Below are 21795 nucleotides of genomic sequence, written 5' to 3' on the forward strand. Positions count from 1 at the left end.
CGGCGTGGTCAGCGCTTGTCGCGCCAGACCCGCTCGAACGGCAGGCGCCAGGCGTGCGGCGCGATCAGCTGGTGGATCGCGTTCGGCCCCCAGGAGCCGGGCGCGTAGAGACGGACGGGCGGCGGATCCTGCAGGAGCGGCGCGGAGACCTCCCAGAGCCGCTCGATGCCCTCCGCGGTGGTGAACAGCGTGTGGTCTCCGCGCATCGCGTCGAGGATCAGGCGCTCGTAGGCCTCGAGCGCGTCGCCCGCGCGGTCGGTCTCCTGGAGCGCGAACTGCATGCTCAGCTTGTCGAGCCGCATGCCGGGACCGGGGCGCTTCCCGTAGAACGAGAGCGAGACCTTCGAGGCGTCCGCCAGGTCGAAGGTGAGGTGGTCCGGGCCGTGGGCACCGACTCCGGAGCCCTGCGGGAACATGCTCTTCGGGGGCTCGCGGAACGCGATCGAGATGATGCGCTGACCCTCGGCCATCCGCTTGCCGGTGCGGAGGTAGAACGGCACTCCCGCCCAGCGCCAGTTGTCGATCTCGCACTTCAGCGCGACGAAGGTGTCGGTCTCGGAGTCGGCGGCGACGCCCGGCTCGTCGCGGTAGCCGATGTACTGGCCGCGCACCACGTTCTCGGGGTTGAGCGGACGCATCGAGCGGAAGACCTTGTTCTTCTCCTCGCTGATGGCCTGGGGCTCCAGCGCGGTCGGCGGCTCCATGGCCATGAACGCCAGCACCTGGAAGAGGTGGGTGACGACCATGTCCTTATAGGCGCCGGTGGACTCGTAGAACTCGGCGCGACGGTCGAGCGTGAGGCGCTCGGGGATGTCGATCTGGACGTGATCGATGAAGTTGCGGTTCCAGATGGGCTCGAAGAGGCCGTTGGCGAAGCGGAAGGCCAGGATGTTCTGCGCCGGCTCCTTGCCGAGGAAGTGGTCGATCCGGAAGATCTGCTCCTCGCTGAAGGTCTCGTGGAGCTCCGCGTTGAGGACGACCGCGCTCTCGAGGTCGACGCCGAACGGCTTCTCCATGATGATCCGCGAGCGCTCGACCAGCCCGGCCTCGGCGAGCATCCGCACGACGGAGAGAGCTGCCCTGGGCGGGACGCTGAGGTAGTGCAGCCGGCTCACGTCCGGGCCGAGGACCGCCTCGGCGTCGGTCACGGCGGCGGCCAGCGCGGCCGGGCCGGCGGACTGCGGGACGTAGCGGAGCTTGGACGCGAACTCGTCCCACTGCGCCGGCGTCAGGGAGCGGCTCCCGAACTCGTCGTAGGCCAGCTTCGCGAAGGCGCGGAACGAGGCGTCGTCGTGCTCCTCGAGCGAGGTGCCGACGATCTGCAGGTCCGGTGCGAGGGAGGAGAGCGCGAGGTGGGCCATCCCCGGGATGAGCTTGCGCCGGGCCAGGTCGCCGACGGCGCCGAACAGCACGACGACATGGGGTGCCGCCTGCTCGGTCTGGACGGCGGGAGCGGGGGGTGCGGTTGTCACGGTCACCCCTCGATCATTCCAGTTCGGATCGTGACGCAGGCGTCATGTGCTCGATACGCACCGCCGCTAAGGTCTCTCCCGTGCCTCCGTTCTCCGACGCGTCCGCCGCGACCGCAGCACCCGCCTCCGCCACCGCCCCCTCCTCCGCCGACGGGACGACCGCACCTCCGCTCGACGAGAGGATCCGCGCCGACGTCCACCTGCTGGGCGAGCTGCTCGGCCAGGTGCTCCGCGAGTCGGGCGAGCCCTCCCTCTACGAGGACGTGGAGCGCCTGCGCGCGCTCACGATCAGCGCCTACGACAGCGGCGACGCGGCCGGGACCGCGGAGGCGGAGGAGTTCGTCGCCTCGCTCACGCTCGAGCGCGCCGAGGAGGTCGCCCGGGCGTTCACCTGCTACTTCCACCTCGTCAACGTGGCGGAGGAGTTCCACCGCGTCCGCGTGCTGCGCCGGCGCGAGGCCGACGCCGGTGCGCAGTCGCCCGAGGACTCGATCCTCGCCTCGATGCGCCGGCTGACCGGGGAGCTCGGGGAGGACGAGGCGTTCGCGCGCCTGTCACGACTGGAGTTCCGCCCCGTCCTCACGGCGCACCCGACCGAGGCGCGCCGCCGCGCGGTGGCCTCGACCATCCGCCGCATCAGCGACCTGCTCGAGCAGCGCGACGACCCGCGCATGGGCGGCGTCGTGCTGGTGGAGATCCGCCGCAGGCTGCTGGCCGAGGTCGACACGCTGTGGCGCACCGCTCCGCTGCGCGAGTCCAAGCCCACTCCCCTCGACGAGGTGCGCACCGCGATGAGCGTCTTCGACGAGTCGCTGTTCTCGGTGCTCCCCCGCGTCTACCGCCGCCTCGACGACGCCCTGCTCGGCGAGGGCTCGGGCACCCGGGCTCCGGTCGCACCGGCCTTCGTCCGCCTGGGCACCTGGATCGGCGGCGACCGCGACGGCAACCCCTTCGTCACCGCCGAGACGACCCTCGCTGCGGTCGACATCGCCTCCGAGCACGTCCTCATGGGTCTCGAGCGCGTCGCCCGCCGCGTGGGCCGCGCGCTGACCCTCGACGCCTCGACCACTCCCCCGTCGGCCGCCGTCGAGGCGCTCTGGGCCTCCTGCGTCGAGCGGGCTCCCGAGCTCGCCGCCGACATCGCCGAGCGCTCGCCCAACGAGGCGCACCGCCGCGTCCTGCTCTTCGCGGCCGAGCGCCTGGCCGCGACCCGGTCCGAGGGGCCGCTGGCCTACTCCGCCGCCGCCGAGCTGCTGGCCGAGCTGCGCACCCTCCAGGAGTCCCTGGTCGAGGCCGAGGACGTCCGCGCCGCCTACGGCGACCTCCAGGACTTCGTCTGGCAGCTCGAGACCTTCGGCTTCCACCTCGCCGAGATCGAGGTGCGCCAGCACTCGAAGGTGCACCGCGAGACGATCGCCGCGATCCGCGCCGGCGAGGAGCTCGACGAGCGCGGCCTCGAGGTCCTGTCGGTGTTCCGGGCGATCGCGAAGGTCCAGGAGCGCTTCGGCACCGACGCGGCGAGGCGGTACATCGTCTCCTTCACGCAGTCGGCCGACGACCTGCGGACGGTCTTCGAACTGGCCGAGGCGGCGACCGACGGCAAGCCGCCGATCATCGACGCGGTCCCGCTCTTCGAGACCTTCGCCGACCTCGACGCCTCGACCGACATCCTCGCCGAGATGATCCGCCTCCCCCAGGTGCAGGCGCGCCTCGCGGCCACCGGCAACCGGCTCGAGGTGATGCTCGGCTACTCCGACTCGTCGAAGGACGTCGGACCGGTCTCGGCGACGCTCGCGCTCTACGACGCGCAGGCGCGCATCGCGCAGTGGGCGGCCGACGAGGGCATCGTGCTCACGCTGTTCCACGGGCGCGGCGGAGCGCTCGGCCGCGGCGGCGGGCCGGCCAACCGGGCCGTCCTCGCGCAGCCGCCCGGATCGGTGGACGGCCGCTTCAAGCTGACGGAGCAGGGCGAGGTCATCTTCGCCCGCTACGGCAACCCGGACATCGCCACCCGGCACATCGAGCAGGTGGCGGGAGCGACGCTGCTCGCCTCCTCCCCCGCGGTCGGCGAGCGCAACGCGGGCGCCGCGGAGCGCTTCGCCGAGGTGGCGGCGACGATGGACCGCGAGTCGCGCCGCCGCTTCTTCGAGCTCGTGAAGGCCGACGGCTTCGCGCCGTGGTTCGCCCGGGTCACCCCGCAGGAGGAGGTAGGCCTGCTCGCCCTCGGCTCGCGTCCGGCCCGCCGCGGCCTCTCCGTCGAGTCGCTCGAGGACCTGCGAGCGATCCCGTGGGTCTTCGCCTGGACCCAGGCCCGCGTCAACCTGACCGGCTGGTTCGGGCTGGGCAGCGCGCTCGAGGCCGTCGGCGACCTCGACCTGCTCCGCGAGGCCTACGCCTCCTGGCCGCTGTTCACGACGATGGTCGACAACGTCGAGATGTCGCTCGCGAAGACCGACGAGGGCATCGCCCGCCGGTACCTCGCCCTCGACTCCCGCGACGACCTCGCCGGACTCGTGCTCGACGAGATGGCGCTCACCCGCCGGTGGGTGCTCTCGATCACCGGCGAGGAGAGCCTGCTCACGGGCCACCGCGTGCTCGGCCGTGCCGTGCGCCTGCGCACCCCGTACGTCAACGCGCTCTCGCTCCTGCAGCTGCGCGCACTGAAGGCGCTCCGCACCGACCCGGGCGGATCCGGGACGGAGCAGAACCAGCGGCTGCTCCTGCTCGCGGTCAACGGAGTCGCGGCGGGGCTGCAGAACACCGGCTGATCCCGGCTCGGAACGACGGAACCCCCGGCGGCCTCACGGCTGCCGGGGGTTCTCGTGCGTCTGCGGGCGCCTCCCGCCTGCGGAGCGGGTCGAGGCGCCGGGCGGATCAGGCCTGTGGGGCGGCGCCGGCCTCCTGAGCGGCCTTCGCCTCCTGGTACTGGCGGCGCACCTCGACCATGTCGAGGCCGCGGACCTGCTCGATCAGGTTGTCGAGCGCGGGGGCGGGCAGGGCGCCGGGCTGAGCCATCAGCGGGATGCCGTCGCGGTACACCACGAGGGTGGGGATGGAGGAGATGCCGTAGCTCGCGGCGAGCTGCTGCTGGTCCTCCGTGTCGACCTTCGCGAACGTGATGTCGGCGTTCTTCTCGCTCGTGGCCTCGAAGACCGGAGCGAACTGCTTGCACGGGCCGCACCAGTCGGCCCAGAAATCGATGAGGACGATGCCGTCGGCGATCGTCTGGTCGTGGGAGTCGAGGGTCATCGCAGTCGTAGCCATGGGGGATGCAACCGGGTGCCCCCGCGGCCTATTCCCGGGCGGGATCGAGGAGGTCGAGCAGCGAGCGCGGACCGACCACGGCGGCCCCGAGCGCCTCGACGCGGGCGGCCAGTCCCCGGTCGGCCGTGACGACGACCGCGGTCTCGAGCGCGCCGACCAGCTCGACGATCGCGTCGTCGCCCGAGCCGTCGGCCGAGTGGACCGTGAGCCGCTCCGTGAGAGCGCCCGCCTCCGGGCGGGCGGCGCGCGCCGCTCCCTCGAGCACCACGGCGATGCGCGGCCAGACCGTGTCGGCGTCGATCCCCAGGAGACGGCCGGGGACGCCTGCCTCCGCGAGGCGGGCCAGGGTGGCGAGGAGGCGCTCCGCGGCGCCGGCGCGGTCGCGCCACCAGCCGTCGGGGCGTGAGCCGACCACGTTGGCGGCGTCCACGACGAGCACCGGGATCGAGGAGCCGAGCGCGCGCAGGCCCGGCCAGGCCGCTCCGAAGCCCGGGTGCAGCGGCAGGGAGTCGACCTCGTCGGGGGCGACCCAGCGCAGCTCGGTGCTCTCGGCGTCGCTGATGCGGGGAGTGAAGTGCTCGCGGGACTCGGCCAGGACTGTGGAGTAGCTCCACGGTCCGATCACGACGACGCTGGAGAGCACGGGCCGGATCAGGTCGGCGGGGACGCCCGCCTCCTCCTCCGACTCCCGGAGGGCCGCCTCGAAGGCCGTCTCCTCGGGGTGACGGGCGCCGCCGGGCAGCCCCCAGGTGTCCCCGAAGTGGCTCCAGCTGACGCGGTGCTGGAGCAGGACGCGTCCCGACGGATCGCGCAGGAGGAGGCCGGCGGCGCCGAAGCGCCCCCAGAAGCGGCGTCCGTCGCCGATCTCGACCCAGCCGTCGCCGAGCGACGCGTCGAAGGGGTGACGCGGGAGCACGGCGTCCGCGCCGGGGTCCTCGCTGGTCATGCCCTCCAGCCTCCCACACCGCGCCCGCCGCACCCGACCCCGACGGGCTGGCAGAATCGGACGATGCGCCGCTCGAGACCCCTCCGCCTCGCGACGCTCGCCTGGCTCGCGCTGATCGCCCTGATCACGCTGACGCCCGCGCCCTACCCGGCCGGGGAGCCCAACGCGCTGATCCGCGGGATCATCGCGTTCCTCGCCTCCACGCCGCTCACCGGCTGGTTCGACTTCGACGTGGCGGAGTTCACCGCGAACGTGCTGCTCTTCGTGCCACTCGGTGCGCTGATCGCCGCGCAGCTGCCGGCGGGGCGCCGCCTGTGGGCCGCCGCCATCGGGCTCGCCGTGTCGGCGGCCGTCGAGACCGCGCAGCTGCTGTGGCTGCCGACCCGCGTCTCCGACGTGCAGGACCTCGTCTCGAACGGCAGCGGCTCCCTGATCGGCGCCCTGCTGACGATCGCGCTGCTCCGCTTCTCCCCCCGCCGCCGCTCCCGGAAGGACCGCACCGCCCATGCCCGCTGAGACCCTCGTCGTCCTCGACCGACCCTCCCTCGACGCCGAGGCGCACTCGCCGGGAGGACCCGCGCACCGCATCGATCCGAGCGGGCGCGGCGATCTGGACGTCACCGACCTCGGCTTCACCCGCGGCGACGGCGTGTTCGAGACGATCAACCTGGTCGACGGACGGCTGCAGGCGCTCGACGCGCACCTGGACCGCTTCGAGCGCTCGGCCCGGATGCTCGACCTGCCCCGGCCGGACCGGCCCGCCTGGCTCGAGGCGATCGGAGCGGCGGTGGCCGCGCACCCGCCCGTCGCCGAGGCGATGGTGAAGACGATCCTGACCCGCGGCGTCGAGGGCGGCGGGCGGCCCACCGGCGTCGTCTTCGTCCAGACCAGCCCGGACTTCGGCCCGGCCCGCCGCGACGGCGTGCGCGTGGTGCTCCTGGACCGCGGGCTGCGCTCGGACGTGCAGTCGACGTCCCCCTGGCTGCTCGCCGGCGCGAAGACGCTCTCGTACGCGGTGAACCGTGCGGCCGCGCGGGAGGCCGCCCGGCGCGGTGCCGACGACGCCCTGTTCGTGTCGAGCGACGGCTACCTGCTCGAGGGGCCGACCTCGAACCTCGTGCTGCTGACGGGCGGGGAGCTCGTGACTCCTCCGCCGAGCCTCGGGCTGCTGCCCGGCACCACGCAGGCCGACCTGTTCGCGCTCGCGCCGGGCCTCGGCCTCGGGACGGCGGTGCGTCCGCTGCGCGCGGGCGATCTGGAGGCGGCGGACGCGGCGTGGCTGGTCTCGAGCGCACGCAACGCCGCTCCCGTCCGCGCCGTCGACGGGACCGACCGCCGTGTCGACGCCGACCTCTCGGCCCGGATCAACGCCGCGCTGCTCGCCCGCTGAGACTCCGATCCTCCCCCGTGGGACGCCCCGCGCCGAGCGCGGACGGCGTCCCGGAGGAGAGAGGGCTCAGGAGAGGCCGTCGACGTCCGCGGGGCCGCGGCTGATCAGTCCGCCGCGGACGTGCTCGACGGTGGGGTCGAGCTGGACCGGCTCGCGCTCGTCCGCCGCCTCGTCGTTGATCACGGCCGAGACGATGCCGCGCCAGTCGGTGCCCTCGGCCACGGCGTCCTCGGAGCCGACGCGGCGCGTGACGAACACGGCCTCCGACTCCTCGCCCGCGTGCGAGATGACGGCGAGGACGCCGACGGTGCGACCGCCCGGGTGCTCGATCCGCCACTCCTCGTGCCCGGACGGGACGAGCGAGAACTCCAGGCCCGCGTGCGGGAAGCCGGTGGGGCGCAGCTCGGACGGGGATCCGCTCTGCGGAGGCGCGCCGCGGGTGGGGACCCCGGTGCCCTCGCCGCTCGTCGTGCTCATGCCGACGTCGCCACGGGTTCCGCCGGCTCCGGAGCTGTCGTTCGCCGCGACCATGCGGTCGTCGCCGCTCCGCAGCGCGTCGTCCGCTCCGGTGTAGATGCTGTCGTCTCGGTTCATGGGAACCTCCTTGTCGGCGGCCAGTGTAGGACCGCGGGGTGGGTGGTGAGCGGGCGCCGTTCGTAGACTGGGGGGATGCAGATCCCGGTGACCGGTGCCGTGCGGGTGGACGCGTGGCTCTGGGCGGTGCGCATCTACAAGACGCGCTCCGCCGCGACGACCGCGGCTCGGGCCGGCCACATCCGCGTCAACGGCGAGCGGGCCAAGGCAGCGCAGACCGTGCGGGTGGGCGATGAGGTCCGCGCCCGGATCGGCGGCTTCGACCGGGAGCTGATCGTCCGCGGACTCGTGGTCAAGCGGGTCGGTGCGCCGGTGGCTGCCGAGTGCATGGAGGACCGGACGCCCCCGCCGCCATCCCGGGAGTCCGCGCCGGGCGTGATCGTCCGTGACCGCGGAGCGGGCCGCCCGACCAAGCGCGACCGGCGCGACATCGAGCGCCTCCGCGGATTCTGACCGCGCGACCCGCCAGCGGCCTCAGGGGGCGAGTGCGCGCAGGCGCTCCAGGAGCCCCTCCGCCGCCTCGTCGAGGAACCGCTGCTGCAGCTCGTCGCCGACCTGGACGAGGGCGATGTCGGTGAAGCCCGCCTCGATGTAGGGCACGAAGCTCTGGGCGAGCTCGTCGAGGTCGGGGCCGCAGGCGATCTGCTCGGCGACGTCCTCCGGGCGCACGAACTGGCTCGCTCCGGCGAAGCCGGCGGGGGTCGGCAGATCGGAGTTGACCGCCCAGCCGCCGGCGAACCAGCGGAACTGCTCGTGGGCCAGCGACACTCCCTGCTCCTTGTCCGGCGCCCAGCAGATCGGGATCTGGCCGATCGTGCGCGAGGGGGCGGCGTCCGCACCGCGGACCGCGGTCCACTGCGAGATCAGCTCCGCGTCGGGCTCGGTCGTGATGAGGTGGTCGCCGATCGGCGCGAAGCGGGCGATCGACTTCTCCCCCGAGACCGCCAGGCCGATCTCGACCGGCTTGTCCGGCAGGTCCCAGATGCGGGCGGAGTCGACGCGGAAGTACTCGCCCTCCCAGGTCACCAGCTCGCCGGTGTGCAGCTCGCGGATGAGGTGGACGGCCTCCTCGAGCATGTCCTGGCGCACGGCGACCGAGGGCCAGCCCTCGCCGACGACGTGCTCGTTGAGGTTCTCGCCCGAGCCGAGGCCGAGCGTGAAGCGGTCGTCGGAGAGGATCGCGAGCGTCGCGGCCTTCTGCGCGACCACGGCCGGGTGGTAGCGGATGGTCGGCGCGGTGACGTAGGTCGTGAGGTCGATGGTCGACGTGGCCTGCGCGACCGCTCCGAGCAGCGTCCAGGCGTAGGAGGCGTGCCCCTGCTCGGTCAGCCACGGCGAGTAGTGGTCGCTCGAGACCGCGAACTCGAAGCCGAGCCTCTCGGCGTCGACCGCGTAGCCCACCAGCTGCTTGGGTCCGCTCTGCTCGGTCATCAGGGTGTATCCGAATCGCACCATGGTCCGTCCTCGTTCCGCTCGTCGTGGGATGCCCGGGGGCACGTCCCATGGTGGGCGGGGCGCCGGATGCGCGCTAACCCCTTGCCCCGGTCGCGAGCGGCGGCTAGCGCGGCGTCAGACGAAGCGGATGCGGTTCTGCACGCGGGTGCGGACCTCGAACGACTCGCCGTACCCGCCGAGCCGCGGGTCGTCCGTGCCGGAGCGCAGCAGCTGCGGCAGCAGCGAGCGGCGGATGACGACGGCGCCCTGGTGCCTGCCGCGCTCGACCTGCTCGAACGGCTGCTCCAGCGCGTCGTCCGGCACGACCACGACGCTCGTCGAGAAGCGGACGCCCAGCTCGCGGCCGAGACGGCGCGCGGCCTTCGCGAGCGAGGAGATCGGCTTGTCGTCCTCGGCGATCCCGGGGCCCTCGAGCTCGCCCTTCCTCAGACGGACCGGGTCGCCCCAGTCGGCGGAGGTCAGCGCGAGCAGGCCGGCCGGCCCGAGCACGAGGTGGTCGATCTTGAGCCCGCCGTCGCCGACCGCGACGTCGTTCCAGATCGTGTAGGCGATGCCGAGCGCGCCGACGAGCGCGGCCGTCGCCTCCTCGGCCTGAGCCTTCGCGAGCCAGGAGCGGACCTCGCGAGGAGCGGAGCGGACGATCGCCGGGTCGAAGGGGTCCTCGGTCTCGACGCCGCGGCCGAGCCACTCGCGCACCAGGCGCAGGTAGTACTCGCGCGCCGCGCCTCCCGGGTGACCGTAGGAGCGGGCGCGCACGGCCGAGGCGGTCTGCGGGCGCGGTGAGCCGGTGTACGGCGACTGCGGGGAGGACCTCCCGGGGGCGGGAGCGCCTCGGTCGTAGTCGCCGCGGGCGGAGGCGCTGCCGATCCGCTCCCAGGCGAGCTGCACCGCGTGGAACGACGCGGCGTCGCCTCCCGTGTCCGGATGGGTCTCGCGGAGGCGGAGCCGGTACGCCCGGCGGAGCTCGTCGTCGGACGCGGTGGCGGCGACGCCCAGCACCTCGTAGGGGGTGCGGGCGGCGTGGCTGTCGGGCATGTGCTTCCGGGAGGGTCGGGGCGGGGGGTTCCGAGTGTATCGACGCGGGCCGGGCGCCCGGTGGGAGCGCGCACCGCGTCGGCTCGGAACGCGCCGAGCGCCCAGCGGGGGAACGGGCGCCCGGCGGGGGTCAGTGCGCGAGCAGCTCGCGCACCCGCGGGATGACCTGCGTGCCGTAGAGCTCGATGTTGCGCATGATCGCCGGGTGCGGCAACGTCCCGGCGCTGTACTTGAGGTCGAAGCGGTCGATGCCCAGGGCCTCGACCGTTCGCGCGATCTTCCGGGCGACCGTCTCGGGCGAGCCGAGGTGGATGGCGCCGTCGGGGCCGGCCTCCTCCTCGAAGCGCTCGCGGGTCATCGGGGACCAGCCGCGCTCGCGGCCGATGGCGTCCATCATCGCCTTGTGGTGCGGGAAGTACAGCTCGCGCGCCTCCTCGTCGGTGTCGGCGACGAAGCCGGGCGAGTGCACGGCGACCGGGAGGCGGGGCTGCTCGAGCTGGTCGAGCGCGCGGCCGAAGAGGTCGACGTAGGGGCGGAAGCGGGCCGGCGAGCCGCCGATGATCGCCAGGACGAGCGGGAAGCCGTACCGGGCGGCGCGGACGACCGACTCGGGGCTGCCGCCGACGCCGATCCAGGTGCGGAGGGTGCCGTTGTCGAGGGTCGGGTAGACGCTCTGCTCGGTGAGCGCGGGGCGGGTCGTGCCCTGCCAGGTGACCGGGCCGCCCTGGATCAGGGCGTGGAAGAGGTCGAGCTTCTCCTCGAAGAGGACCTCGTACTGCGCGAGGTCGTAGCCGAAGAGCGGGAAGGACTCGGTGAAGGAGCCGCGGCCGAGGATGACCTCGGCCCGGCCGCCGGAGAGACCGTCGAGGGTGGCGAAGCGCTGGTAGACGCGCACCGGGTCGTCCGAGGAGAGGACCGTCACGGCGGAGCCGAGGTGGATGCGCTCGGTGCGGGCCGCGATCGCGGCGAGCACGACGTCCGGTGCGCTCACGGCGAAGTCGGCGCGGTGGTGCTCGCCGATCCCGAAGAAGTCGATGCCGACCCGGTCGGCCAGGACTCCCTCCTCGACCACGTCGCGGAGGACCTGGCCGTGCGGCAGCGGGGCGCCGTCGGGGCCGGCGGTGACGTCGCCGAACGTGTCGACGCCGAACTTGACTTCATGCATACTCATGGACTTCTGCAACCTCCGGGGGTCGACGGCTATTCCTGCGGGCGGGGTCCGACGTCCCCGGGCAGGAGCGCGTCGGAAGAGACGATCCCCGCCTCGAGCGCCGGCTCGCGGTAGGCGCGCCCGAGCGAGGCGACGGTGTCGTGCGCGTTCAGGCCGCTCGGGTTCGGCAGCACCCAGAGCGGCGCGCCCGCCACGTCCTCCTCCTGCCTGCCCTGCACCGCCCTGCGGCGTCCGAACGCGATCCGGTAGGCGGTGATGCCGACGACCGCGACGGCCCGGGGCCGCACCCGCTCCACGGTGGCGACCAGCCGCTGAGCGCCCTCGCGCAGCTCCTCCGCGGTCAGCTCGTCGGCGCGGGCGGTCGCCCGGGAGGCGAGATTGGTGATGCCGACGCCGCGGGAGACGAGCTCCGCGCGGTCCGCAGCGCTCATCCCCTCGGACACGCGCGGCGCGCGCTCGAGGATCCCGGCCGCGACGAGCGCCGGGTAGAAGCGGTTGCCGGGGTGGGCGAAGTGCGCGCCGGTGGCGGCGGTCCACAGCCCCGGGTTGATGCCGACGAAGAGGAGCCGGACGTCGTCGCCCAGCAGGTCCTCGACGGTGCGGTCCTGGAACGCTGCGAGCTCGGCGCGGGTGAACGGCATGCGACCATCCTGCCGCGGCGCAAGTCCTCTCGGCTCGGGGTCGCCGGTGCCAGCATGGAGGCATGACGAACGCATCCCAGGACCACCCGATCCAGCACGGCAGCGACGACGCGCAGCTCGACGAGAAGCTGCGCGGCGTGCTGCTGCAGGTCGCCGGCGACGCCGAGCTGCGACCGGAGGAGGACGTCGAGACCCTGCTGCGCCAGCGCCTGCGCGACACGCGCATCTCGATCTCGGACGAGGCGATCCCGGGGCTCGCCGAGCGCATCCCCGGCCTCATGCAGCGCGGGGGCGGCGACGTGAACCCCGGGGCGCACTAGCCCCGAGGGACGGGCGCGGGCCGAGCGGCCGCTCGGACCCGCGCCTGCCCGCGCTACTCGGGGACCGCCGGGCCCTTGCGGTGGTGGTCGAACACCAGGCTCGTGCGCGTCGAGGCCACCGCCGGGTTCGCCGAGAGGTTCGAGACCACGAAGTCCCGCACGTCGCTGGAGTCGCGGACCGCGACGTGGATGATGAAGTCCTCCGAGCCGCCGAGGAAGAACACCTGCACCACCTCGGGCAGCGCGCGGATCTCCTCCGCGAAGCGCGTGATCGCCTGGCGCTGGCCGACGCGGATGCTGACGCTGATCAGCGCCTGCAGGGTCAGGCCGAGCGCCGCCGGGTCGAGCTCGGCGGTGAAGCCGGTGATGACGCCGCGCTCGACGAGGCCCCGGACGCGTGCGACGCAGGTCGACGGGGCGATGCCGGCGCGCTCGGCGAGCCGGCTGTTGGGCGTCCGCGCGTCGGCGCGGAGGAGGCGCACCAGGGTCCGGTCGACCGGATCCAGGTCGTCGAGGTCGTGCAGATCCTTCGGTGGCATGCGCCCGCTCCCTCACTCCGCCGACGAACCTTCGGCCCGTGCGGTGACTTCCGACCGATCCTGCGGAGTTCCCCCGCTCCGGGCACGATCTTCGCACGATGGGGGCAGAGCCGGTGCAGGATCGGCGCCCACCGCCCGCCCCGCGGGCCGCAGCGAAGGAGCCGCCGTGCGCGTCGGGATCCCCACCGAGATCAAGAACAACGAGAACCGGGTCGCCGCCACTCCGGCCGGCGTCCACGAGCTGGTGCGCCGCGGCCACGAGGTCCTCGTCGAGGCCGGCGCGGGCCTGGGCTCGCGCGTGTCGGACGACGACTTCCGCCGCGCCGGCGCCCTCGTCGTCGACGGGCCCGACGAGGTCTGGGGCGAGTCCGAGCTGGTCCTCAAGGTCAAGGAGCCGATCGAGGCCGAGTACCCGCGGATGCGCCGCGACCAGGTGCTCTTCACCTACCTCCACCTCGCCGCCTCCCGCCCGTGCACCGATGCGCTGCTCGCGGCGGGGACGACCTCCATCGCCTACGAGACGGTCCAGCTGGACGACCGGCGGCTGCCGCTGCTCTCGCCGATGAGCGAGGTCGCCGGGCGCCTGTCGATCACGGTCGGCGCCTACCACCTCATGAGCGCCGTCGGCGGACGGGGCACGCTGCTCGGCGGGGTCCCCGGCACTCCGAAGGCGAGGGTCGTCGTGATCGGCGGCGGCACGGCCGGCGAGCACGCCGCGGCGAACGCCCTCGGCATGGGAGCCGACGTCACGATCGTCGACCTCTCGCTCCCCCGCCTCGCGCAGCTCGAGAACCGCTTCCAGGGCGCGATCCAGACCCGCGCCTCCTCGGCCTACGAGATCGCCGCGCAGCTGGCCGACGCCGACCTCGTGATTGGATCCGTCCTCATCCCGGGCGCCAAGGCGCCCAAGCTGGTGACCGACGAGATGGTCGCCACGATGAAGCCGGGCTCGGTGCTGGTCGACATCGCGATCGACCAGGGCGGCTGCTTCGAGGGCTCGCGTCCGACCACGCACGACGACCCGGTGTTCCCCGTGCACCGGAGCGTCTACTACTGCGTCGCGAACATGCCCGGCGCCGTCCCCGAGACCTCGACCCGCGCGCTCACCAACGCGACGCTCCCCTACGCGCTCGCGCTGGCCGACCGCGGGTGGCGGGCCGCCCTGGCCGCCGACCCGGCGCTCGCCCGCGGCCTGAGCACCCACGACGGCCGGGTGACGAACACCGCCGTCGCCGCGGCCTTCGACCTCCCGGCCGTGCCGGTGGAGTCGCTGCTGCTCTAGGCGCCCGCGGGCGCGAGGCCGAGCCCCCCGAGGATCTCGGCGATCTCCTCCTCCGGAGCGCCGCCCACGTCGACCGTGACGTGGAGCTCGTCGTCGCCGAGGGGCTCGAGCGCCTCGAACTGCGAGTCGAGCAGCGTGGTCGGCATGAAGTGGCCGACCCGCGAGGCGAGCCGCCCGGCGATACGGTCCCTCGATCCCGCGAGGTGCGCGAAGACGAGGTCGTCGCGGCGCAGGACGTCGCGGTAGCGGCGGCGCAGGGCAGAGCAGGTCACGACGACCGAGCCGCCCGCGGCGATCCGCTGGTCCACCACGCGGGCGATCTCGGCCAGCCAGGGCGCCCGGTCCTCGTCGGTCAGCGGGATGCCGGCGTGCATCTTGTCGACATTCGCCTGCGGGTGCAGGTCGTCCCCCTCGAGGAACTCCCAGCCCAGTCGGCGCGCCAGGAGCGACGCGACGGTCGACTTGCCGCTGCCGGAGACGCCCATGACGACGACGGCGCGGACGGGGACGGTGGGAAGAGCGGTCATCAGATACCTCCTACGAAGAGACCGATCAGGAGGACCCCGGCGAGCCCGGTCACCGAGACCAGGCACTCCATCACGGTCCAGGTCTTGAGCGTCTGGCCGATGCTGAGCCCGAGGTACTCCTTCACCAGCCAGAACCCGGCGTCGTTGACGTGCGACAGGAACACCGAGCCGGCGCCGATCGCGAGCACCATGAGGGCGACCATCGGCCCGTCCATGGTCTCGGTCAGCGGCTGGAGGATCCCTGCGGCGGTCACGGTGGCGACGGTCGCGGAGCCGGTGGCGACGCGGATCACGACGGCCACGAGCCAGGCGAGCAGCAGCGCCGAGGCGCCGCTCCCCTCCGCGAGCTGGGCGACCACCCCGCCGATCCCGGTGTCGACGAGGACCTGCTTGAAACCGCCGCCCGCGCCGACGATGAGCAGGATGCCCGCGATCGGCGGCAGCGAGCTCGAGAGCGAGGCCTGCAGCTCGGTGCGGTTCATCCGGCCGCCGCGGCCGAGCAGGACCAGACCGGCCAGGAGCGCGATCCCCAGCGCGATGGTCGGCGTGCCGAGGAAGTCGAGGGCGCCCTTCCAGGCGTCCGTGGAGCCCGGGGCCGCGATGTCGGCGACCGCCTTGCCCAGCATCAGCACGACCGGCAGCAGGATGCTCGCGACGGCGGCGGCGAAGCCCGGGCGGTGCTCGCGCGTCTCGCCCGCGCCCTCGCCGAAGAGCGGCGGCGTCTCCACCGGCGCCCAGCGGGCGGCGACCCGGCCGAAGAGCGGGCCGGCGACGACGACGGTGGGGATCGCGACCAGGACGCCGAACGCGAGGGTCACGCCGAGGTTCGCGCCGAGCGCGTCGATCGCGACCAGCGGTCCGGGGTGGGGCGGGACGAGGCCGTGCATCACCGAGAGGCCGGCGAGCGTCGGGATCGCCACCTTCATCAGCGGCAGACCGCTCCGGCGGGCGACCAGGATCACGACCGGGATCAGCAGCACGAGCCCGACCTCGAAGAACATCGGCAGCCCGATCAGCGCGCCGACGAAGCCCATCATCCAGGGCAGCGCGCGAGTGCTCGAGCGGGCGATGAGGGTGTCCACGATGCGGTCCGCGCCGCCCGAGTCGGCGAGGAGCTTGCCGTACATCGCGCCGAGGCCGATGAGGATGCCGACGCCGCCCATGGTGTTGCCGAACCCCAGCGCGAAGCTGGCGACCGCGTCCGCCGCCGCGAGCCCCGCGATCAGGCCCGTCGTCAGCGCTCCGATCAGCAGGGAGACGAAGGGGTGCAGCTTCAGCCAGGTGATCAGCACGACGATCACGGCGATGCCGACGACGGCGGCGAGGATCAGCTGCCCCTGCCCGGCGGTGGTGGCGGGGGCGTCCCCGGCGGCGGCGCGGAGGGCGGGGAGGAGGGTCGGTGTCATGAGCGTCCTTGGTCGAGCCGACGGCCAGCGGCCGGCTTTTGTCCGACATAACCTGCGTGTGTCCCGATCATGCCCGAAGATCGGCCGGGGCGCGACTCCGGCGATGGCAGGATGACCGCATGCCCGCGCCGACGCCCTCGCTGCACCACTCGGTGCTGGACGAGCTCGGCTCGCAGATCGTGCGCGGCGAGCTCGCGCCGGGCACCACCTTCAGCGCCGACGAGCGTGCGGAGCGGCGCGGGGTCTCCCGCTCGGTGATGCGGGAGGCGGTGCGCGTCCTCGAGACGCTCGGGCTCGTGACGTCCCGCCGCCGCGCGGGGACGCGGGTCCAGCCTCCGGAGTGCTGGAACGCCCTGGACACGCGGGTCGTCGCATGGGGACTGGACGGCCCGGACCGGCGGCGCCAGCTGCACCAGCTCAGCGAGCTCCGACTCGGGGTGGAGCCGCTCGCCGCAAGGCTCGCAGCGGCGAACGCGACCGAGGAGCAGCGGCGGGCGCTCACGGAGGCGGGCGACGCCCTCTCCACCCACTCCCGCGCAGCCGACCAGTCCGCCTACCTCGCCGCCGACACCGCCTTCCACCGCTCCCTCCTGGCCGCGTCCGGCAACCGGATGCTCGCGCAGCTGGGCGATCTGGTCGCCGAGGTCCTCGCCGGCCGCACCCGCAATGCGCTCATGCCGCGCGAGGCCGACTCCACCGCGGTGCGGCTGCACCGGGCGGTGGCCGCCGCCGTCGCCTCGGGCGACGCGGACGCTGCGGAGGCCGCGATGCGGGCGATCGTCGAGGAGTCGGACCGGGCGGTGCAGGAGAGCTGACGGGGTTGCACCCCCGCTGCGCCGCGCGCACAGTGGAGCGCATGGTCGAGGGATACACGTCCGCGCAGGTGCGGGCCGCCGAGGCTCCGCACCTGGCCCGGCGGGAGCCGCTGATGCAGCGCGCCGCCGACGGCCTCGCCCGCGAGCTGCGTCTCGTGCTCGCCGGGCGCTCCGACCGCTCCCGTCCGGGCTCGGTGCTCGTCCTGGTCGGTCCGGGCGACAACGGCGGTGACGCGCTCTACGCGGCCGCCGAGCTCTCCTCCTCCGGAACCGACGTCGTCCTCGTCCTCACGGCCGAGCGGGTGCACCGCCGGGGCCTCGCCGTGGCGCTCGACGAGGGCTGCGGGCAGGTGCCGGCCGACGACGCGCCCGGCCTCGCCGCGGCGGTGGCGCGGGCGGACGTCCTGGTCGACGGGATCCTCGGCATCGGAGCGACGGAGCCCGCGCTGCGGGGACGGCCGCGCGTCGTCGTCGAGGCGGTGCTCGACGCGCTGGAGCGGCGGGCCGAGCGCCCGGTGGTCGTCGCGGTCGACCTGCCGAGCGGCGTCCATCCCGACGACGGGTCGGTCCCCGATCCCACCGTGCTGCGCGCCGATGTGACGGTCGCCTTCGGCGCGATCAAGGCCGGTCTGCTGCTGCCTCCGGGCGACTCCTACGCGGGCCGTCTGCGCCTGGTCGACATCGGCCTCGGCCCGGACCTGGCCGGAGTGGAGCCCGCGGTCCGCGAGTGAGTGAGCGGCTCAGGAGGGAGCGAGGAGGTGCGCCTTCTCGGGGTGCTGCTCGAACCACTGCCCGACGTACCAGCACATCGGCACGACGCTCCGCCCGCCGGCGGCCTCGATGTCGTCGACGGCGAAGGAGACCAGCTCCCCTGCGAGCCCGCGGCCTCGGAAGGGCGGGGTCGTGAAGGAGCGGACGAGGGAGACGCTGCCGGGCGCCTCGCGGTAGTCGAGGACGCCCACCAGGGCGCCGTCGAGGTGGAGCTCGTAGCGCGACGCGTCGTCCGCCCGGCGGAAGTCCTTGGCCATGCCTCCAGAGTAGGACGGCCCGGACGGATCAGGTCTCGTCGCCGAGCATCTCGCCGTCGACGTAGAGCCAGCGACCGTCCTCGCGCAGGAAGCGGCTGCGCTCGTGCACGAGGCCGGGGCCGGCGGGCGAGCGGTAGGAGGCGCGGAACTCGACCAGGCCCTCCTCGTCGCCCTCCCCGCCGAACGAGGTGTCGACGATCTGGAGCCGGCGCCACTGGACGTCGGGATCGAGGTCGATGCGGCGCGGCCGGGTCGAGGGGTGCCAGCTCCCGAGCAGGTAGGGGGCGCTGCCGAGGACGTTAGCGCTGTAGCGGCTGCGCATCAGGCGCTCTGCCGTCGGCGAGGGCTCCTCGCCGAGGTGGGCGGGGCGGCAGCAGTCGGCGTAGTGGCGGCGGCTTCCGCAGGGGCAGGAGTCGGCGGGATGCATCCGGCCAGTGTGGCAGGCGATGCGGCGCCCCCGGCCCGGCGCGGCTCCGGCGAGCGCCGCGACTCCCCGGGCCGCCCAGGTGTGCATCCCCTCCACATCCGCTCCGCCGCCTTGAGGGTGCCGCCGGATCCCGGCAACGTGGCCCCCTCATCGACCACGGACGGAAGGAACGACCCGATGCTCACGCTCACCGACAACGCCAGCACCGTCGTCAAGACCATCACCGGGCAGACCGAGACCCCCGTCGAGGGAGGCCTGCGCATCAGCGGCACCGATCTCGACGCCCGCAACTTCGCTGTCGCGGTCGCCGCGGCCCCCGAGACGACGGACGCCGTCGTGGAGCAGGACGGAGCGCGCGTGTTCCTCGACGTCGCCGCCTCCGTCGCTCTCGGCGACAAGGTCCTCGACGCGCAGGTGGACGAGGGCGGCTCCGTCAGCTTCGGGATCGCTCCGCAGGGCTGACCCCGTCGACCCGGAGGCCGCCCCCACCGCAGTGCGGGAGGGCGGCCTCCGTCGTCCCCGGGATCAGGAGAGGACGTCGCGAGTGGTGAAGCGGCCGATCGCGAGCGACCCGAACACGGCGACGTAGGCGAGCTGGAGCAGCGCGTTCTCGCCGAAGGAGCTCCACGCGATCGGGTCGCGCAGGAGGTCGGCGAAGTCGAACCACCGGTCCGTCAGCAGGAACGGGTGGAGGGCGTCCAGCTGCGAGAGCGAGCCGACGATCTGCGCCGCGATGGAGACGACGACGGTGGCCGCCATGGCGCCGACCGGCACATCGGTCAGCGTCGAGATGAAGAGGCCGATCGCCGAGAGCCCGACGAGCGAGAGCGCCGCGTACACGGCGATCGCCAGGGCCCGGCCGATCGCGTCGCCGAGCGGGACGGTGCTGCCGGAGAGGAGCGTCACCGGTCCCGCCGGGAAGAGCGCCAGGCCGATCAGGATCCCGACCACCATGACGGTGAGTGCTGCGGCGAGGCAGAAGGCGAGGGAGGCGGCGAACTTCACCGCGAGCAGCCGCACGCGGCCGACGGGGCTGACCAGCAGGTAGCGCAGCGTCCCGAGCGAGGCCTCGCCCGCGATCGCGTCGCCGGCGACGACCCCGACCGTGAGCGGGAGGAACAGCGGGACGGCGACCGTGATGGCCGCGAAGCCGGTGAAGAGGCCGTTGCCGGCGATCGCGCCCACGAAGGAGGGCCCGCCTCCGTCGCCGCCCGAGAGCCGCACCGCGACGGCGAGCAGGATCGGGATGGCGGCCAGGGCCGCGAGCAGCGCCCAGGTGCGGCGCCGACGGAAGAGCAGGGCGAGCTCGGAGGCGAGCAGGGACCCGATCCCCGCGCGGCGGACGGTCGCGTCAGCGCTCGACATCGAAGCCCTCCCCGGTCAGCTCGACGAAGCGCTCCTCGAGCGAGGGGCGGCGGACGGCGAACCCGCGGACGCGGACGTCGGCCCGCACGAGGTCGGCGACCAGCGTCTCGGCCGCGAGCCCGGGCGGCAGAGCGGCGACGACCAGCGGCGGATCGGCGGGGTGCGGGCCCGGCGCGGTGCGCGGCTCCAGACCCCGGGTGTGCAGAGCCACGATCGCGCGCTCGCGGTCGGGCGTCAGCAGCTCGACCGAGGCGGCGTCCCCGCGCAGCTCGTCGAGCCCGCCCTGGGCGACGAGGCGCCCGGTGCGCATGACGGCGGCGTGGGTGCAGAGCTGCTCGATCTCGGCCAGGAGGTGGCTGGAGACGAGGACGGTCGTGCCGTCCTGGTTCAGTCCGCGCACGAGAGCGCGGACCTCGCGGGTGCCCTGCGGGTCGAGGCCGTTCGTGGGCTCATCCAGCACGATCAGGTCGCGCGGCGAGAGGAGGGCGACCGCGATGCCGAGCCGCTGCTTCATGCCCAGGGAGTAGGAGCCGACCTTCTTGCGCGCCGCGGCCGAGAGGCCGACGCGGGCGAGGGCCTCCTTCGCGCGGGTGTCGCGGGTGCGGGACGAAGTGCCCGCCTCCGCGGCGTCGAAGCGCCGGAGGTTGGCCGCTCCGGAGAGGAACGGGTAGAAGCCCGGCCCCTCGACCAGCGCCCCCACCCGGGGCAGGACCTCGGCTGCGCGCCGGGGCATGGCCTGCCCGAGGACGGTGATGCTGCCCGCGGTCGGCGCGGCGAGGGCGAGCAGCATCCGGATCGTCGTGGTCTTGCCCGAGCCGTTCGGGCCGAGGAAGCCGAAGACGGCGCCGCGGGGAACGGCGAGGTCGAGACCGGAGACCGCTTCCTGGCGCCCGAAGCGCTTGGTGAGGCCCCGCGTCTCGACGGCGAGCTCGCCCGCCGTCACCGAGCGGAGGCCGCGTCGCGGAGCGTCTCGGCCTGGACCGCGCCGGCGAGGACGTGTCCGTCGTCGGTGACGAGGACGGTCAGCAGGGCGGAGGAGAGGATGCGGCCCCCGTCGACGGGAGTGGTGACCGCGTCGAGCGAGGAGAGCGCGTCGGCGTCACCGGCGGGCAGCTCGACGACGCTCGTCCAGCCGGAGCCCGTGGTGACGACGTCGGAGTGCTCGGCCGTGTCCGCGGCGGGCGCGTCGGAGGCGTCCGCCTCGTCGTCGACCGGAGCGGCCTGCTCCGTCACCTCGGCGCCGGCCGGGGGCGTGAAGGAGAAGAGGGACGCGTCGGGTGTCGAGAAGTCGATGCTCGTGTACGCGACGCTGAACGCGGGCGCGGTGCCCCCGCGGGCGGTCACGGCTACCCCGAGCGGGAGGCCCGTCTCGCCGTCGACCGAGACGGTCACGGAGCCCACGAGGGTGCCGCCGTCGCGGGGCGTGAGCACGAGCTCGTACGCATCGCGCCCGGCGACGCTGACGTCCGAGCCGACCGCGACCGTGGTCGTCGGGTCGATCGCGGCGAGCAGCTGCTCGGCGGCGGACGACGGCGTCACGACCTGATCGCCTGGCGAGGCCTCGGGGGCTCCGCCCGCGGGAGGCACGAGGTGGGTGGCGGTGTTCGCGCTCGAGTCGTAGATCCAGACTCCGTCGGTCGTCGAGGCGACGACGTCGCGCTCGGCCAGCCGGTCGAGCACCTGGAGGCGCGCGCCCTTCTCGGCGTCGACGTACACGCGCGCCTGGTGCGAGCCGGTGGCGAGCTCGACGAGGGAGTCGGCGGGGTCGGCGGACGCCGAGCCGGCGGAGCCGCCGAGCGCCGAGAGGTCGGGCAGGCCGAGGTCCGAGGTCTGCCGGATCTCGCCGGAGAACGCCGTGGCGTCGCTCTCGGCGACGAAGGCGAGGAGGTCGGCGGCGGACTTCTCGGGGAGGTCCCCCGCGGCGCTCGCCGAGAGGGGGAGGGCGACGGCCGCGGCGACGACGACCGCGGGGACGACGGCGACGGGCGTCCAGCGCTTCCAGTCAATGCTCATGCCGGGAACGCTACGCCTCGAACCTCCGCGGCGGGCCCGGAACGTCCCGGTCCACAGCCTTCCGGAAGGGGGTGCGGTCCGAGACCGCGGCCGGGATGATCAGGG

General features: G+C 74.0%; 25 protein-coding genes. 9 read left to right on the forward strand and 16 right to left on the reverse strand.

Features of this window, described 5'->3' with window-relative positions; translation table 11 throughout:
- Positions 1 to 8 precede the first annotated feature (8 nt).
- Positions 9 to 1472 (reverse strand): glucose-6-phosphate dehydrogenase, encoded by a 1464-nt coding sequence (gene zwf, locus GTU71_RS06015; protein WP_104225448.1) that lies wholly within the window; start codon positions 1470 to 1472, stop codon positions 9 to 11.
- A 182-nt stretch (positions 1473 to 1654) separates the two neighbouring features.
- Between zwf and GTU71_RS06020 the strand changes: the two genes are divergently transcribed.
- The gene (locus tag GTU71_RS06020) at positions 1655 to 4240 is read left to right on the forward strand and encodes a phosphoenolpyruvate carboxylase (RefSeq protein WP_244230676.1); all 2586 of its coding nucleotides are present in this window, start codon (positions 1655 to 1657) and stop codon (positions 4238 to 4240) included.
- A gap of 106 nt (positions 4241 to 4346) precedes the next feature.
- Here the strand turns inward: GTU71_RS06020 and trxA are convergent, their stop codons facing one another.
- Together trxA and GTU71_RS06030 are read right to left on the reverse strand one after the other, a co-directional pair.
- A complete protein-coding gene (gene trxA / locus GTU71_RS06025; RefSeq protein WP_159939477.1) occupies positions 4347 to 4736 on the reverse strand; it encodes a thioredoxin in 390 nt (129 codons plus the stop codon).
- 28 nt (positions 4737 to 4764) lie between these two features.
- A complete protein-coding gene (locus tag GTU71_RS06030) occupies positions 4765 to 5682 on the reverse strand; it encodes an NUDIX domain-containing protein (protein ID WP_104315567.1) in 918 nt (305 codons plus the stop codon).
- 63 nt (positions 5683 to 5745) lie between these two features.
- On the opposite strand from GTU71_RS06030, the gene GTU71_RS06035 reads away from it, so the two are divergent.
- Both GTU71_RS06035 and GTU71_RS06040 read left to right on the forward strand, forming a co-directional pair.
- Positions 5746 to 6198: a VanZ family protein gene (locus GTU71_RS06035; protein ID WP_104225384.1), complete on the forward strand. Its 453-nt coding sequence runs from the start codon at positions 5746 to 5748 to the stop codon at positions 6196 to 6198.
- A complete protein-coding gene (locus GTU71_RS06040; RefSeq protein WP_159939478.1) occupies positions 6188 to 7072 on the forward strand; it encodes an aminotransferase class IV in 885 nt (294 codons plus the stop codon). Before GTU71_RS06035 ends, GTU71_RS06040 begins: the two co-directional genes overlap by 11 nt.
- Positions 7073 to 7138: 66 nt before the next feature.
- Here GTU71_RS06040 and GTU71_RS06045 read toward each other — a convergent pair whose 3' ends face one another.
- Positions 7139 to 7666 (reverse strand): hypothetical protein, encoded by a 528-nt coding sequence (locus GTU71_RS06045; RefSeq protein WP_104233360.1) that lies wholly within the window; start codon positions 7664 to 7666, stop codon positions 7139 to 7141.
- Positions 7667 to 7741: 75 nt separating this feature from the next.
- Here GTU71_RS06045 and GTU71_RS06050 point away from each other — a divergent pair, with 75 nt between their 5' ends.
- On the forward strand, positions 7742 to 8119 hold the full coding sequence (locus GTU71_RS06050) for a S4 domain-containing protein (protein ID WP_208543612.1): 378 nt from the start codon (positions 7742 to 7744) through the stop codon (positions 8117 to 8119).
- A gap of 21 nt (positions 8120 to 8140) precedes the next feature.
- Here GTU71_RS06050 and GTU71_RS06055 read toward each other — a convergent pair whose 3' ends face one another.
- From GTU71_RS06055 to GTU71_RS06070, 4 genes are all read right to left on the reverse strand, one after another.
- Entirely contained in the window at positions 8141 to 9121 is a 981-nt protein-coding gene (locus GTU71_RS06055; RefSeq protein WP_159939479.1) for a TIGR03557 family F420-dependent LLM class oxidoreductase, read from the reverse strand.
- Between the two features lie 114 nt (positions 9122 to 9235).
- Positions 9236 to 10156, reverse strand: a complete 921-nt coding sequence (locus tag GTU71_RS06060) for a J domain-containing protein (RefSeq protein WP_159939480.1) — start codon at positions 10154 to 10156, stop codon at positions 9236 to 9238.
- A gap of 130 nt (positions 10157 to 10286) precedes the next feature.
- Positions 10287 to 11321 carry an LLM class flavin-dependent oxidoreductase gene (locus GTU71_RS06065; protein WP_104225389.1) on the reverse strand — a complete coding sequence of 345 codons (1035 nt, stop codon included), beginning with the start codon at positions 11319 to 11321 and terminating at the stop codon, positions 10287 to 10289.
- A 35-nt stretch (positions 11322 to 11356) separates the two neighbouring features.
- Entirely contained in the window at positions 11357 to 11968 is a 612-nt protein-coding gene (locus tag GTU71_RS06070) for a mismatch-specific DNA-glycosylase (protein ID WP_104222562.1), read from the reverse strand.
- A gap of 62 nt (positions 11969 to 12030) precedes the next feature.
- On the opposite strand from GTU71_RS06070, the gene GTU71_RS06075 reads away from it, so the two are divergent.
- Entirely contained in the window at positions 12031 to 12288 is a 258-nt protein-coding gene (locus tag GTU71_RS06075) for a hypothetical protein (protein WP_159939481.1), read from the forward strand.
- A 53-nt stretch (positions 12289 to 12341) separates the two neighbouring features.
- Here the strand turns inward: GTU71_RS06075 and GTU71_RS06080 are convergent, their stop codons facing one another.
- Complete coding sequence (locus tag GTU71_RS06080) at positions 12342 to 12827, reverse strand: Lrp/AsnC family transcriptional regulator (protein ID WP_104222560.1); 486 nt, start codon at positions 12825 to 12827, stop codon at positions 12342 to 12344.
- A 166-nt stretch (positions 12828 to 12993) separates the two neighbouring features.
- Here GTU71_RS06080 and ald point away from each other — a divergent pair, with 166 nt between their 5' ends.
- On the forward strand, positions 12994 to 14109 hold the full coding sequence (gene ald, locus GTU71_RS06085) for an alanine dehydrogenase (RefSeq protein WP_104247156.1): 1116 nt from the start codon (positions 12994 to 12996) through the stop codon (positions 14107 to 14109).
- Here the strand turns inward: ald and GTU71_RS06090 are convergent.
- Positions 14106 to 14636, reverse strand: coding sequence for a gluconokinase (locus GTU71_RS06090; RefSeq protein WP_104225392.1), 531 nt, complete (start codon positions 14634 to 14636; stop codon positions 14106 to 14108). The genes ald and GTU71_RS06090 overlap by 4 nt on opposite strands.
- Positions 14636 to 16042: a gluconate:H+ symporter gene (locus GTU71_RS06095; protein ID WP_159939482.1), complete on the reverse strand. Its 1407-nt coding sequence runs from the start codon at positions 16040 to 16042 to the stop codon at positions 14636 to 14638. Before GTU71_RS06095 ends, GTU71_RS06090 begins: the two co-directional genes overlap by 1 nt.
- Before the next feature lie 119 nt (positions 16043 to 16161).
- Here GTU71_RS06095 and GTU71_RS06100 point away from each other — a divergent pair, with 119 nt between their 5' ends.
- Together GTU71_RS06100 and GTU71_RS06105 are read left to right on the forward strand one after the other, a co-directional pair.
- Positions 16162 to 16857, forward strand: a complete 696-nt coding sequence (locus GTU71_RS06100; protein WP_104225394.1) for an FCD domain-containing protein — start codon at positions 16162 to 16164, stop codon at positions 16855 to 16857.
- A gap of 41 nt (positions 16858 to 16898) precedes the next feature.
- Positions 16899 to 17588, forward strand: a complete 690-nt coding sequence (locus GTU71_RS06105) for an NAD(P)H-hydrate epimerase (RefSeq protein WP_104340109.1) — start codon at positions 16899 to 16901, stop codon at positions 17586 to 17588.
- A 9-nt stretch (positions 17589 to 17597) separates the two neighbouring features.
- Here GTU71_RS06105 and GTU71_RS06110 read toward each other — a convergent pair whose 3' ends face one another.
- Both GTU71_RS06110 and GTU71_RS06115 read right to left on the reverse strand, forming a co-directional pair.
- On the reverse strand, positions 17598 to 17885 hold the full coding sequence (locus GTU71_RS06110; protein ID WP_104222554.1) for a GNAT family N-acetyltransferase: 288 nt from the start codon (positions 17883 to 17885) through the stop codon (positions 17598 to 17600).
- A 28-nt stretch (positions 17886 to 17913) separates the two neighbouring features.
- Positions 17914 to 18312 (reverse strand): YchJ family metal-binding protein, encoded by a 399-nt coding sequence (locus tag GTU71_RS06115; RefSeq protein WP_104261143.1) that lies wholly within the window; start codon positions 18310 to 18312, stop codon positions 17914 to 17916.
- Between the two features lie 177 nt (positions 18313 to 18489).
- Here GTU71_RS06115 and GTU71_RS06120 point away from each other — a divergent pair, with 177 nt between their 5' ends.
- Positions 18490 to 18774: a hypothetical protein gene (locus GTU71_RS06120; protein WP_104225397.1), complete on the forward strand. Its 285-nt coding sequence runs from the start codon at positions 18490 to 18492 to the stop codon at positions 18772 to 18774.
- A 63-nt stretch (positions 18775 to 18837) separates the two neighbouring features.
- Here GTU71_RS06120 and GTU71_RS06125 read toward each other — a convergent pair whose 3' ends face one another.
- From GTU71_RS06125 to GTU71_RS06135, 3 genes are read right to left on the reverse strand one after another with little or no spacing between them, the layout of a single operon-like run.
- Complete coding sequence (locus GTU71_RS06125) at positions 18838 to 19677, reverse strand: ABC transporter permease subunit (RefSeq protein WP_104250736.1); 840 nt, start codon at positions 19675 to 19677, stop codon at positions 18838 to 18840.
- Positions 19664 to 20620 carry an ATP-binding cassette domain-containing protein gene (locus GTU71_RS06130; protein ID WP_104225399.1) on the reverse strand — a complete coding sequence of 319 codons (957 nt, stop codon included), beginning with the start codon at positions 20618 to 20620 and terminating at the stop codon, positions 19664 to 19666. The genes GTU71_RS06125 and GTU71_RS06130 overlap by 14 nt, the downstream gene beginning before the upstream one ends.
- Positions 20617 to 21690 carry a DUF2092 domain-containing protein gene (locus GTU71_RS06135; protein WP_159939483.1) on the reverse strand — a complete coding sequence of 358 codons (1074 nt, stop codon included), beginning with the start codon at positions 21688 to 21690 and terminating at the stop codon, positions 20617 to 20619. The genes GTU71_RS06130 and GTU71_RS06135 overlap by 4 nt, the downstream gene beginning before the upstream one ends.
- Positions 21691 to 21795 lie beyond the last annotated feature (105 nt).

This window comes from Rathayibacter sp. VKM Ac-2762, assembly GCF_009866585.1.
Taxonomy (GTDB): Bacteria; Actinomycetota; Actinomycetes; order Actinomycetales; family Microbacteriaceae; genus Rathayibacter.